At 32.7% G+C, this 14,870-nt stretch carries 10 protein-coding genes; 1 reads left to right on the top strand and 9 read right to left on the bottom strand.

Annotated features, from left to right (window positions below):
- Positions 1-98: 98 nt before the first annotated feature.
- The 6 genes from odhB to sdhC form a co-directional block, all read right to left on the bottom strand.
- Positions 99-1,295 carry a 2-oxoglutarate dehydrogenase complex dihydrolipoyllysine-residue succinyltransferase gene (gene odhB, locus ACICP0_RS01890; RefSeq protein WP_395479623.1) on the bottom strand — a complete coding sequence of 399 codons (1,197 nt, stop codon included), beginning with the start codon at positions 1,293-1,295 and terminating at the stop codon, positions 99-101.
- 13 nt (positions 1,296-1,308) lie between these two features.
- On the bottom strand, positions 1,309-4,131 hold the full coding sequence (gene sucA / locus ACICP0_RS01885) for a 2-oxoglutarate dehydrogenase E1 component (RefSeq protein ID WP_395479622.1): 2,823 nt from the start codon (positions 4,129-4,131) through the stop codon (positions 1,309-1,311).
- Positions 4,132-4,395: 264 nt separating this feature from the next.
- Positions 4,396-5,112 (bottom strand): succinate dehydrogenase iron-sulfur subunit, encoded by a 717-nt coding sequence (locus tag ACICP0_RS01880; protein ID WP_395479621.1) that lies wholly within the window; start codon positions 5,110-5,112, stop codon positions 4,396-4,398.
- A 15-nt stretch (positions 5,113-5,127) separates the two neighbouring features.
- Entirely contained in the window at positions 5,128-6,894 is a 1,767-nt protein-coding gene (gene sdhA / locus ACICP0_RS01875; protein ID WP_395479620.1) for a succinate dehydrogenase flavoprotein subunit, read from the bottom strand.
- 3 nt (positions 6,895-6,897) lie between these two features.
- Positions 6,898-7,242, bottom strand: coding sequence for a succinate dehydrogenase, hydrophobic membrane anchor protein (sdhD, locus tag ACICP0_RS01870; protein WP_395479619.1), 345 nt, complete (start codon positions 7,240-7,242; stop codon positions 6,898-6,900).
- Positions 7,236-7,649 carry a succinate dehydrogenase cytochrome b556 subunit gene (gene sdhC / locus ACICP0_RS01865; RefSeq protein WP_395480244.1) on the bottom strand — a complete coding sequence of 138 codons (414 nt, stop codon included), beginning with the start codon at positions 7,647-7,649 and terminating at the stop codon, positions 7,236-7,238. The genes sdhD and sdhC overlap by 7 nt, the downstream gene beginning before the upstream one ends.
- Positions 7,650-8,207: 558 nt before the next feature.
- On the opposite strand from sdhC, the gene ACICP0_RS01860 reads away from it, so the two are divergent.
- Positions 8,208-9,491, top strand: a complete 1,284-nt coding sequence (locus ACICP0_RS01860) for a citrate synthase (RefSeq protein ID WP_395479618.1) — start codon at positions 8,208-8,210, stop codon at positions 9,489-9,491.
- Between the two features lie 311 nt (positions 9,492-9,802).
- Here the strand turns inward: ACICP0_RS01860 and pgl are convergent, their stop codons facing one another.
- The 3 genes from pgl to rpsA form a co-directional block, all read right to left on the bottom strand.
- Positions 9,803-10,840, bottom strand: coding sequence for a 6-phosphogluconolactonase (gene pgl, locus ACICP0_RS01855; RefSeq protein ID WP_395479617.1), 1,038 nt, complete (start codon positions 10,838-10,840; stop codon positions 9,803-9,805).
- 1,920 nt (positions 10,841-12,760) lie between these two features.
- Positions 12,761-13,045 carry an integration host factor subunit beta gene (ihfB, locus tag ACICP0_RS01850; RefSeq protein WP_395479616.1) on the bottom strand — a complete coding sequence of 95 codons (285 nt, stop codon included), beginning with the start codon at positions 13,043-13,045 and terminating at the stop codon, positions 12,761-12,763.
- Between the two features lie 84 nt (positions 13,046-13,129).
- On the bottom strand, positions 13,130-14,812 hold the full coding sequence (rpsA, locus tag ACICP0_RS01845; protein ID WP_395479615.1) for a 30S ribosomal protein S1: 1,683 nt from the start codon (positions 14,810-14,812) through the stop codon (positions 13,130-13,132).
- Between the last annotated feature and the right edge of the window lie 58 nt (positions 14,813-14,870).

Raw genomic sequence — 14,870 nt, 5'->3', positions numbered from 1 at the left:
ATATCAGCGATATCATAATAGTAGCCATGTTGAAACCTAGCACTGAAACTGTCAGATGTCGATTGACCAACATTAGAAGAACTAACTATTATTTTGCATTAAATATCCAACAATAGGCGTATAGGATCTTCTAAGACCTCTTTTACTGCAAGAAGAAAACTTACAGATTCTTTTCCATCAATAATTCGATGATCATAAGACAGAGCAAGATACATCATCGGCATAATAACAATTTGCTCATCCATTGCTATCGGTCGATCTTTAATGGTATGCATACCTAATATGGCACTCTGAGGTGGATTGATAATGGGAGTAGACATCAGAGAACCAAAAATTCCACTATTAGTAATAGTAAAATTACCACTGGTTAGTTCTTCGACTGTTAATTTTCCATCACGACCTTTAGTCGCTAATTCTTTGATTTGTGTTTCAATGTTAGCCATGCTTAACAGATCAACATTTTTTAACACTGGCGTCACTAAGCCACGAGATGTTGATACTGCAATATTAATGTCAAAATAATTATGATAGATTATATTATCTTCACCATCTAAATATGCATTTACTTCTGGGAAATATTTCAGTGCATTAAGTACTGCTTTGACACAAAAAGACATCAATCCAAGTCGTACTCCATGATGAGTTTCAAATGTTGTACCATAATTCTTACGCAAATCCATTATTGACTTCATATTAACTTCATTAAAGGTAGTTAACATAGCAGTATTATTTTTTGCTTCTAAAAGACGTTCAGCTACTCGTTTACGTAATCGTGTCATGGGTACACGTTTTTCACTGCGATTACCAAATGTAGACGTATTTTCTATATCTTGGCTCAACATGTGCTGTTTTAAATCTTTTTGAGTCAAACGTCCACCTATACCACTTCCTTTAATAGCTTCAGGTATTAAATCATTTGCAGAAATAAGGCGTCGGACAGATGGGCTCAAGGAATCGTTTTGTATCGTTTTTACATTAGCAGAAGAATCTTTTTTAGAAGAAATCATCATTTCTTGAGTTTGATGCTTTTTTGTAATTACATTCTTGATGTCATCACTTTGACATAAGCGTCCCAATACTTGACGAGAGGAAACGATAGCGCCTTCATCTTCTAGTACGATTTCTAAAATGCCAGATTTTGGTGCTGGTATTTCTAGCACCACTTTATCAGTTTCAATCTCAACTAATATTTCGTCAAGTTGAACTTGTTCACCAGGTTTTTTATGCCAACTAGTAACAGTAGCATCTACGACTGATTCAGGTAAATCAGGAACTAGAATCTCTATGCTACTCATTATTTTCTAATCCTTAAATAACTAAGTTAATGTTTAGTGCATCATTGATCAACTTTTTTTGTTGGATCTGATGCAAGGATAGACATCCTACTGCAGGCGATGCAGTAGCTGGACGGCCTATATAATGTAAGGGGACATCGGTTGAAATGATTTCACGAAAACGGTGGTAGTTATAATTCCAAGCACCTTGGTTTTTAGGTTCCTCTTGACACCATACAAAATCTCGGACATGCGCATATGGCGCTAATACTGTCTTGATTACTTTTTGAGGAAATGGATAAAGTTGTTCAATGCGTACAATAGATATGTTATACAGCTTGTTCTTTCGCCTTTGATCTAACAGATCATAATAAATTTTTCCAGAACATATAATAACACGTTTAACATCTTTTGGATCCAAATTATCTATTTCGCCAATAGAAGATTGGAAAGTGCCATTGGCAAGCTCTTCAAGTGAAGAAATGGCCATTGGATGACGTAGAAGCGATTTCGGAGAAAAAACAATCAATGGTCGTCGCATCTTTCGAAGTGCTTGCCGCCGTAACATATGATATATTTGTGATGGAGTTGAAGGAATACAAATCTGAATATTTTTTTCAGCACAGAGTTGTAAATAACGCTCTAACCGAGCAGAAGAATGTTCTGGGCCCTGTCCTTCATAACCGTGCGGTAACAACATTACTAAGCCACACATACGTCCCCACTTTTGCTCACCGGAAGTGATAAATTGATCAATTACCACTTGTGCAACATTAGAAAAATCACCAAATTGCGCTTCCCAAATAACCAAAGCATGTGGTTCAGCAGTAGCGTAACCATACTCAAAAGCTAGGACTGCTTCTTCCGACAATATTGAATCCCATACTTTAAAATTACCTTGGTTAATATGTACATGTTCGAGCGGAGTATAAGTAGAGCCATTTTTTTGATTGTGTATTACCGCATGACGATGAAAAAAAGTTCCTCGAGCAGTATCTTCTCCTGAAAGACGGACAGGAATGCCTACATTAACTAATGTAGCATATGCTAGCATTTCAGCGGCGCCCCAATCAAAAGATTTATCACCTTGGGACATTGCGATACGATCATTATAAATCTTTTTTACCTGTGGTTGCATTTCTATCTCGTCCGGAATATTGCTAATTCGGCGAGCAAGATTTTGCAAATCTTTATGATTGATTAAATTTTGATATTCTTCATCCCAATCACCGGATAAATAGTCTTTCCAAATATTAGAACGTGGTAGATTTATTAATCTTCGTTCTGTTACCAGACAGCTTCCATTGTCTAACATATCTCGGAATACAGTAACCATTTTAGTACTTTCTGATGGAGTAATGATATTATTATTTTCTAAATGGTCAGCATAAATTTTACGAATTGTAGGATGTATTTTTATTTTTTGATACATTAACGGTTGAGTAGCACTCGGTTCATCTGCTTCATTATGACCGTGTCGGCGATAGCATATTAAGTCGATTATTACATCACTCTTGAAAGTATGTCGAAAATCCAATGCTACACGAGTAATAAATATTACTGCTTCTGGATCATCAGCATTTACATGAAAAATAGGTGCTCGCACCATTTTAGCTATATCTGTGCAATACCATGATGAACGAGCATCTTGGGAATTAGAGCTTGTAAAACCAATTTGGTTATTGATAACTATACGCACAGTACCGCCCACATCGTAAGCACGTACTTTAGACATATTTAACGTTTCCTGCATGATACCTTGACCACTAATAGCTGCATCGCCATGCAATGTAATTGGTAATACTCGACTACTTTGTTCACCTAATCGGTCAATACGTGCTCGTGCCGAACCCATTACAACGGGATTAATAATTTCTAAATGTGACGGATTAAAAGCAAGAGACAAGTGCACTAATTCTCCATCAATTTCAATGTTAGACGAAAAACCTTGATGATATTTCACGTCACCTGTGCCTAAGTGTTCCTTATACTTACCAGAAAATTCATCAAATAGATCTTGAGAATGTTTTCCAAAAATATTCACCAATACATTTAAACGTCCACGATGTGCCATACCAAGCACAATTTCACGTATACTATGTTTACCAGCATAACGTACTATTTCCTTCAGCATAGGAATTAATACATCAGCACCTTCTAAAGAAAAGCGCTTAGCTCCTGGAAATTTAATTCCCAAATATCGTTCTAATCCTTCTGCTGCAGTGAGCTCATTAAGCAAACGCCTTTTTTCTTTGGATGTAAAATTGAACTGTCCTGCTACGGATTCGATTTGTTTTTGAATCCACATTATTTGTTCAACATTGAAAATATGCATATATTCGATGCCAATCGAACTGCAGTAGGTCCGTGTTAATATTGCATATAAATCAGCTAATTTCATACTTTGATAAGTACTACAAAATGAACCTACGTTAACTATTTTATGAAAATCGATCTCTGTAATATCATGAAATGTTGGATTAAGATTAGGAACCGGTTCTTGTTTCCATAATTTCAGTGGATTTAAATTAGCATTCTGATGTCCATATGCGCGAAAGGCGTCGATAAGATTTAAAATATTTAGTTGTTTACAATAGATATTGTGTATATCTTCTTCTGAAGATACATGAGATTCGTTATCCTTATTCAAGTGATGATAAATAGGTTCCTGTAATTTTTGACGACTTTGATCACAAACAACTCTTATATTTAATAGCTGTTTGAAAATTTCATGCCAGCTAACGTCAACATTTTGAGGATTTTCTAAAAAATCTTCATAGAGCTGTTCCATGTAGGAATGATTTGTATTTGCTAAATAGGAAGAATTTAGCAAGGTTTCCATTACGCCCTTATGCATTTTGAATCCTCAAAATTATTAATTTTTAGTGGTTTCTCTAGTTAACTTCTAATCGAATGTTATAATAAATAATTCATCTGTCACAGCATACTTATAGAATTAACTTTTTGAAAAAACTTTGAAATAATAAGCCAACTTCAATTATTCACTGTACACTAATTTTAATTAAACTATTTACCTGTTTAATGAAACTATCTACCTGAGATAAATTTACTTGATGTAAACTAAATAATATAATGCAACATTCTTTAAGCATCAGATAAATCAAGCACTATAGTGTATTAACATATTTTTAATATGCCCTATTGCTTTCGTAGGATTAAGTCCTTTTGGACATACACTGATACAATTCATGATACTATGGCAGCGAAAAACACTGAAAGCATCATTTAAATTATCTAGTCGTGCTTGCTGATCGGTGTCTCGATTATCGATTAAAAACCGATAAGCGGTTAACAGTCCTGCTGGACCAATAAATTTATCGGGATTCCACCAAAAAGATGGACAGGCAGTAGAACAACACGCACACAGTACACATTCATATAAGCCGTCAAGTTTGGCTCGTTGAGCTGGTGATTGAAGATACTCACGCACTGGTGGATTACGGCTTTTGTTAATTAAAAAAGGTTTAACTTTTTCATATTGCGTATAAAATTGAGTCATGTCCACGACTAAATCTCGAATGATCGGTAGTCCAGGCAATGGACGGATAATAATTTTATTACTATTTTTACACAACATCGATAATGGTGTAATACATGCCAATCCATTTTTTCCATTTATATTTATACCATCGGAACCACATACTCCTTCTCGGCAAGAACGGCGAAAAGATAGACTAGGATCTTGCTCCTTTAACTGAATTAAAGCATCTAGCAACATCATATCGCATCCTTCCTTGATATTTAAGATGTAATCTTGCATATACGGCTTTTTATCGCCATTAGAATTATAACGATAAATTGCAAATTCAATTTGCATAATGCATCCTTTTATTCAATAGGTGCGTATTTTTGGTTGAAATGCCGAACGTAATTTTGGATATATATTAATATTTCGACGTGTTACGCTATTGTTTTCCGGTAAATATAATGTATGACATAACCAATTTTTATCATCACGATTTGGAAAATCTAATCTACTATGAGCACCTCGACTTTCTGTTCGAAAAATAGCTGAGACTGCGGTAGCATAAGCAGTTTCCATTAAATTATCTAACTCTAAGCATTCAAGACGATACGTATTAAATGCTGTTGAATGATCTTTAAGGCAAGCATAATATAATCGTTCACGAATCGTTTTAAGTTCAACAAGACCTTTGTTCATTTCCTTGCCTTCTCGGAATACAGAAAAATTATTATGCATACAAATTTGTAGAGCTTTTCGGATGTCAACTGGATTTTCTCCACTTCGATTATGATTCCACCGATAATATCGGTTCAAAGAAGTATCAATATCTGAGTCGCTGGCTTCACGTAATGGTCCTTGTTCTTTCAGACATTCTTTGATAAAAGTGCCGGCGGCACGTCCGAATACAACTAGGTCCAGAAGAGAATTACCGCCTAGTCGATTAGCTCCATGTACTGATACACACGCAACTTCTCCAACTGCAAACAAACCGGAGATTACGATATCTTTTCCTTGAGAGTCAATAGTAATAACCTGTCCATTTATTTTCGTTGGAATTCCACCCATCATGTAGTGACATGTAGGAATTACTGGAATACATTCTTTAATTGGATCTACATGAGCAAAAGTACGAGATAACTCCAAAACTCCTGGTAATCGAGATTCTATAACTTCTTTATTTAAATGATGTAATTGTAATTTTACATGTGGTCCCCAAGGCCCACTACAACCCCGATCTTCACGAATTTCAATCATAATAGAACGAGCCACCACATCTCGACTAGCTAAGTCTTTAGCATTTGGTGCATAACGTTCCATAAAACGTTCATCGTGTTTATTAAGTAAATATCCTCCCTCGCCACGACAAGCTTCAGTGATTAAAACACCAACACCGGCAATTCCGGTAGGATGAAATTGCCACATTTCCATATCTTGAACAGGTATTCCAGCACGTAAAGCCATTCCGATACCATCTCCGGTATTAATATAGGCATTAGTAGTAGACTGATATATTCGTCCTGCTCCTCCAGTAGCAAGAATTGTGGCACATGCTTTAAAATAAACCAACTCACTAGTTTCGACACATAGCACGATGCAACCTACTACCACATTATCTTGGTTTTTGACCAAGTCTATGGAATACCATTCAGAAAAGATCATAGTATTGTTTTTTAAATTTTGCTGATAGAGAGTATGTAACAGCGCATGACCAGTACGATCTGAAGCAGCAGCAGTTCGAGAAGCTTGTTGAGTGCCATATTGTATTGATTGTCCACCAAATGGACGTTGATAAATACGCCCATCGTTGAAACGAGAAAATGGTAATCCCATATGTTCTAATTCTAGCACTGCTTCGGGACCTGTTTTACACATATATTCTATGGCATCTTGATCTCCAAGATAGTCTGATCCTTTAACTGTATCATACATGTGCCACTGCCAATCATCTTCATGGCTATTACCAAGAGCTACAGTGATACCACCTTGAGCGGATACTGTATGAGAACGAGTAGGAAAAACTTTAGAAATTAATGCACATGAAAGTCCCATTTTGGAAATTTGCAATGCAGCGCGCATGCCTGCACCTCCTGCACCTATTACAATGACATCAAATTCTCTAATTGGTAATTTCATTAACTATGCTCCGAACACGATAAACATCCCGTAAAGAAAATATACTATCAATGTAATAACAATACCTAGCTGTAACTGTAAGCGAAGAGACAAAAGCTTGACATAATCTGTTAATACCTGCCACATTCCGATCCAGGTATGCACTAATACAGCAATTAAAGTTAGGAGAGTAAAAATTTTAGTTATGGATGCCATAAAAAAACTTCGCCATATCTCGTAGTTTAGAGGAGCTTTCAATAAAAAAAAAAGTAAATAAATTATATAAAAAAATATAATGATGGCTGATGCTCGAATTAATAACCACTCATGTACTCCACTCCGTCCTAATGATGAAGCATTATTTACCATACAAGGATTCCTTCTAATATTGACAGTATAATCGTTAATAGAAATGTAATAACGGCACTAATTTTACCTAGTACTAATGTTTTGTCTAAATAGCCAAAATCCATTAGCATATGACGTATACCGCCAAGCGTATGATAGGTCAAAGTGGTTAAAATACTCCAAAAGATAAATTTGACGACAATATAATCCATTATAGCAATAACTTTGATAAAGCCTTCTTGAGAAGAAAGCGAGAGTCCAAGAATCCACAGTAAAACACCAACTGCTAGAAACATTAACACACCAGAGATTCGGTGAAAAATGGATGCTATTGCAGTTATAGGAAACTGGATTGTTCTTAGATCTAAGTTGATAGGATGTTTTTTCACAACTTTTCCCCCACAACATTTTAAAAAATTATTTTTTATGAAAATTATGCAAGTCGAGATAATACAATCAATAAATTATTTTATCATTACATATCTATATTTAAATTCAATCGAAATATATCATAATGCATTTAAATATGATAAAGTAATTTTTTGATTATACAATCGGAATATTAATTAATACCAAGTAATTACAACTGATAATTGCCCTGTATGATACTAATATATTTGAAATGTATCAAAGTTCATAATTAAAAACAAGAGTAATAGTTTAATGGATACATGCGTATTAACCATAATGCAATATTTTGGTTATAAACTATTTCATTTTTTATGCTAAATCGTGCATACAGTTAATATCTAATTTACTAACATGTTCAATGTTTCATGATTAACCTAAATACATTGATAAGTAAAACGAAGAAAGGAATTTTTTAGATAAGGTTTCATACATTTTATTCCGTGCTCAATTATTAAGATAATTATGTATTGTTAAACAGATCGTACAGTAAGCTAAAGACAAGGAACAAACTTTTGGTGGATTTCCAAGAGGGAACCTGTACCATCTTTAATAAATGCAAGTAAGGAGGTCGTATTATGCCTGAAAATAAAGTAACTTTTACTTCTGAGGGGCAATTACCCATTAATATGAACGTATTCATGGGTACCATGGGTGAGAAAGAAATAGATATTCGCAACCTAGGAACTCAAGGATATTTCACCTTTGATCCTGGTTTTGCTTCTACCGCTTCCTGTGAATCTAAAATTACCTATACCAATGGTGATGAAGGTATCTTGCTATACCGAGGTTTTCCTATCGATCAGTTGGCTCTGCATTCAAATTATCTTGAAGTTTGCTATATTTTACTTAATGGTGAAGTGCCTTCTTATAAACAATATAAAAATTTTTGTAATATTATCACACGTCATACCATGCTTCACGAACAGATTACTCGTTTATTTCAGGGATTTCGGCGTGACTCTCATCCAATGGCAGTTATGTGTGGAGTCACAGGAGCATTAGCAGCTTTTTATCATGATGCACTAGACATAAACCTCAAGCATCACAGGGAAAGAGCAGCATTCCACCTACTATCAAAAATGCCGACCGTAGCTGCAATGTGTTACAAATATTCACTTGGACAACCCTTTATTTGTCCACGGAATGATCTTACCTATTCTGGTAATTTCCTAAATATGATGTTTTCGATACCATGTGAGGATTATGAAATTAATCCAATTATTGAGCGTGCGATGGATTGTATTCTTATTCTACATGCAGATCATGAGCAGAATGCTTCCACTTCAACTGTACGCATTGCCGGTTCATCAGGTGCCAACCCGTTTGCATGTATTGCAGCTGGTATTGCTTCTCTTTGGGGCCCCGCTCATGGCGGAGCGAACGAAGCTTGTTTGCAAATGTTAGAGAAAATTAACAAGGTAGAACATATTCCAGCATTTATAAAACGTGCTAAGGATAAAAATGATTCATTTCGTTTAATGGGATTTGGTCATCGTATATATAAAAACTATGATCCACGTGCTACTGTAATGCGTGCAATGTGCCACAAAATATTGAAAGAACTCAACGTGTCACAATCTTTACTAGAAATTGCTCTAGAACTTGAACATATTGCACTACATGACCCATATTTTATTGAACGTAAATTATATCCGAATGTAGACTTTTACTCTGGCATTATATTAAAAGCAATGGGCATACCATCCTCAATGTTTACAGTAATTTTTGCTGTAGCACGCACAATTGGTTGGGTTTCACATTGGAAAGAAATGCATGACAACGGTTTAAAGATTGTTCGCCCTCGCCAATTGTATACCGGCTATACTCATCGAAATTTTCAAAGCCAAATAAAAAAATAATTTTACCCTGCCAATTAATGGCAGGGAATTTCACATAGCTTGAATGGAATCAATATTTCCATATTTCACCTTTATATTCTTAGTAAAATAATTAACTTACTTTACTTGTAAAATGGGGTGTTTCTATTCAGGAACTTTAAAATTAAATTGATATATAAAATATCATTTTTAATAACTGTAGTGATATTAAAGTCATACTCTTTTTTATCAAAAAAGTTTTTCATTATGCTTGTATATTTTAATTTTAAATTGAAAGTATTTTTTTAATTTTTAATTGATGATATACAATCTTACCGTTACTGCAGTGCTTACTATTTAGCTGGGAATGATCCGGAAAAGTAATTTTCGTTTTGAACCGATATTGTTACCCACGTAGGTCCTTTTCCTACCATATAACGATTCATGGATATTGGTTTTCCTGTTTTTGACTCAATATGATACACTCTGATATGATGTGAATTTTGACCAGCAACAATTAAGAAAGTTCCTTGACTATCAATGGCAAAACTACGTGGCTGAATTTCTGTTTTTTGACAACTTGATAAGCTTAATGTGCTACCGTCATCTAAAACATTAAAATGACTGAGGAGACTAGAGGCACGATCACAAGCATAAAGCCAACGACCATCAGGGGTGATATGAATATCAGATGCCCAGCGTCGGCGGTAGATTTTACTAAAATTAATTGGTATAATATCGAGTGCTTGAATAATAGAGGGGACATTACCGATATTAATAGAAATCACATTAATAATACCATTTAATTCATTTAAGACATAGGCATAATTACCATTAGGGTGAAAAACCATATGGCGTGGCCCTGCGCCATTTTTAATTTTTATAGCTTCTGGAGAAGAAGGCGTTAAGTAACCTGCTTGATCAATATGATATAGGCGAATTTTATCTTCGTTAAGACAAGGTACCCACAGCATGCGGTTACGAGATTCGATATTAGCAGAATGACAATTCTGCAATCCTTCTAACATTTGTATTGGTGCACTGATAATCCCTTGTTTGTCAATAATGCTGACACTTAAATAACTTCTTCTGTAAGAAACATAATACAATGTTTCATTCTGATAATCAATAGTTAAATATGTTGGACAACCTATCTGAGTTGATAAATTCTCTTCACTTAGAAGTCCTTGTTTATTAATAAGGTAACTCAATACGCTATATAAAGGACGCATACCAATATAAAGTCGCATTTTTTTTGGATGTATTACTATTGGTTGTCCTTGACCAGGGGTATTTTTTACCTGAAGTAAAGTTAATATGCCATATCGATCCATTTTCCAGACATGTATCTGTTGACTTTCAGGACTAGTAACGTAAACTATATGATCCATATATTAATAATAAGTTGCTATTTGATTAAGATAAATAATTACAATTAGTTAATTCTATTAAAGTAAAAAAATAAAAACATGATAGATTATCACAATATTCAAAAATCATAATTAGAATACTAGAATATAAGTTTAATTTAACTATATCATTAACTATTAGATCAATTAGATCAATATTTTTATGTATTATATCATCATAAAACACAGTTTATATTATATGTGTCACTCCATCGAATTTATATATATATTCCAAATATTTATAACGTCATTATCTATCTAAATTAAAGTATCCACTTGAGTGCGATCAAGTCTTTTTTTACCTTTATGAGAAAACTTGCCCTTCGCATTCTACTATTAGCTAAAACCTAATGACGATATATATATACGTATGACATAGTATATAGTATATAATCATTTTTAATAATTATAATAAAAATTATTAATAAGTTCTTAAAGAGAATATCATATGTTCTAAAATTAATTTTTAACAATTCTAGTTTTTCTAAATAATTAGTATATGGATTTCTTATGTGTAAGAAGCCTTATTTAAAAACAAGGTTTAACTAAAATTAATAAAATTAACTAATCAATTTTTTTAAAAAAAGAACTCATTTTGTTCATATAAAAGAGATGCTTCTGAAAAGCACTGATTGACTAGTAGGAGACTAATTTTATTAATTCTATTTATTGCATATTCATTATTCTATATTCATATTTTTTCATGTTTATACATTATTACTTAATGTAATATAAAGTTTTATTTAGTAAGTAGAGTAAATATTTACTATTAGTAAATCCAGCCTACACATTGTGGGTATGTGTATTTTATACAATTACAACATAACAATATTTAAGTTTTATTGATTAAATTATTTATAAAGATAAAAAATTTTAGAAGGTTATGTAATAATAAGTTTTGAGTAAATATAAATATTTCCGCTATTTATTTAAAGTATACACTTATCAGTTACTGTTGAGTGCTGAATTAGTATTACTTTGTTAATCTGATATTATTATTCATATAAATGAATACTATTTATTTTTTTTATTCTTCTATTCTATTATTTATAATATTTAAAATTATTAATATATTGTTTACATTTTTAACAACAAGATGTTTTATAAAATTCATACAATAATACACGAGGCAAATTATATATTTATCTATTAGATTTTAGCAAATACAAACAGTATCTCATTTGTAATTTAATTACAAGTAATATATATAAATTATTTAATTTTATATTTTTTTAAAATATAAAAAACTAAATTATAAATATGAAAGCTTTTAATAATTTTTTAAAAAATTTTTCTATTTAAAAATTCAAATATTTTATGTCACTCATTCATTTGATGAACTATATAATGAACTATATTACTAGAGTTTAAATATGTTATATATTAATATATATTTCGTATGTATACACATAATAACTTAAACGTCTAATAATAATATTTCCTTTATGAAAGGAAATACTAGTATGAAAGGAAATACTAGATTTTTATGTAAAAATTTGTTATCTAAAAAATAAATTATTTTTTTATCGCCACTTTTTTTACAACACTATGTTTTAAAATAATTTCAATATCAATCAGTATTGATAAAAATTTACACTACTTATCAATATTTACTTCTATACTGTATGCTATTAGAAAGAACTGCCATTAAGCAATAAAAATCTACACTGTCCTTGTATAATTTCATTCCATAAAAATAAATTTATTAATACACTGGAAATAACATTATTTTAATAAAAAATTATTAGCTAATTATATAAAATATCCATCTTTATTTTCAGCACTATTTATTATAACTAATATCATCTTAACTATGATATTTGTCAAAATAAGATACAAATCCTAATATATAAAATATATGCTGATCACCTTTCTAAAGTCAATCATAATCTAAATCTAAAATTAGATATAGATATTGGCACGCATACGAAGTTCTTTTCCGGGTTTAAAATGAGGAATATATTTACCTATTAACTCTACTTTATCACCAGTTTTCGGATTTCGACCAATGCGTGGAGCACGATAGTGAAGAGCAAAACTACCAAATCCACGAATTTCAATTCTATTGCCATTAATAAGTGTTGTTATCATATGTTCAAGAATCCCTTTTACTACATTTTCAATGACTGTTGACCGAATGTGTACATGTTTAGTAGCCAATCTTTTGATAAGTTCGGATTTAGTCATACTTCCTCCAAAATTAACTTTTACCATAAAAAATACAGATATCATATCAATCTATTAAAAGTAAAGTTGATTAACTTCTTTTTTTTATTCATCACCTTTAGTCGCTGCTTTGAAAGCTTCGACCATTGCATTAGAAAAATTATTTTCCTCTTGCTTATTATTCAAAATGCTATTGACATATTTTTTTTCATTAATATCTTCTTTAGTAAGCACAGAAAGGCAGATTATACGGTTTTTACGATCTATACCAATAAATTTTGCTTTTACATCATCACCAACATTTAGCATTGGCATAGTATCTTCGATATGATCATGAGAAGGATCAGAAATTCGCAAATAACCTTCTACAGCATCGATTAATTCAACCTTAACACCTTTAGCATCAACTGATAGAACTTTACCGGTAACAATTGAACCTTTCTTATTTAAAGTAATATAATGATTAAAAGGATCTTCAAGCAGTTGTTTTATTCCCAAAGATATGCGCTCACGCTCTACATCAACCTGTAAAACTACAGCCGAAATTATATCGCCTTTTTTATATTCACGTACAGCATCCTCGCCAGGAACACTCCAAGAAATATCAGAAAGATGAATTAGACCATCAATTGCACCTTCTAGGCCTATAAATATACCAAAATCAGTAATTGACTTAATTTTACCTTCAACACGATCGCCTTTGTTATAGGTTTCAGAAAATTTTTTCCACGGATTATCCTTGCATTGCTTCAATCCTAAAGAGATACGTCGGCGTTCTTCATCTATGTCTAATACCATAACTTTTACTAAATCACCTATGTTAACTACTCTAGATGGATGAATATTTTTATTTGTCCAATCCATTTCCGAAATGTGCACTAAACCCTCAACACCCTCTTCAATTTCCACAAAACAACCATAATCAGTTAAATTAGTAACGCGACCAGTTAAGTAAGTTCCCTCTGGATAACGTTTTGCAATAGCAATCCATGGATCTTCTCCCAACTGCTTTAAACCTAGAGAGACACGAGTACGCTCACGATCGAATTTAAGTATTTTGACAATAAATTCATCTCCGATACTTACAATTTCGCTCGGATGTTTGACACGTTTCCAAGCCATATCAGTAATATGTAACAAACCATCAACACCACCAAGATCGATAAAAGCACCGTAATCAGTTAAATTTTTAACAACACCTTTAACTTCCATACCTTCCTGTAGGTTTTCTAGTAAATAATTGCGTTCCGCACTATTTTCCGATTCAATAACAGCTCGACGAGATACTACGACATTGTTGCGTTTTTGATCTAACTTAATAACTTTAAATTCACACTCTTTTCCTTCAAGATACATAGTATCGCGAACTGGACGAACATCAACTAATGAACCGGGAAGAAATGCACGAATACCCTGTAATTCTACAGTAAAACCGCCCTTTACTTTTCCGTTGATAGTACCAGTTACAGTCACTTTTTCTTCATAAGCTTTTTCTAGCATTAACCAAGATTCATATCGCTTGGCTTTTTCACGGGAAAGTAATGTTTCACCAAAACCATCTTCTAAAGCATCTAACGCAACGTCAACTTGATCACCTACCGCTATTTCTAATTCACCATAGGCGTTGTGAAATTGTTCAACGGGAATGGCAGATTCCGATTTCAATCTGGCATCAACTAACACAACATCTTTTAAAATGGACACCACAGTTCCACGAATAATAGAACCTGGACGAGTTTCTATTTCTTTTAAAGATTCTTCAAAAAGAAGAGCAAAAGATTCAGTCATATTTAATAATCTTCAAGTTTTTAATGAAATTCCATCTAACATAATATTAGATGGGGTG

Origin of the sequence: Candidatus Curculioniphilus buchneri endosymbiont of Curculio glandium (assembly GCF_964275155.1) — a bacterium.
GTDB lineage: Bacteria > Pseudomonadota > Gammaproteobacteria > Enterobacterales > Enterobacteriaceae > Curculioniphilus > Curculioniphilus buchneri.
The sequence above is the reverse complement of the archived record's forward strand: the minus strand, read 5'-3'. Positions and strand labels throughout refer to the sequence as shown.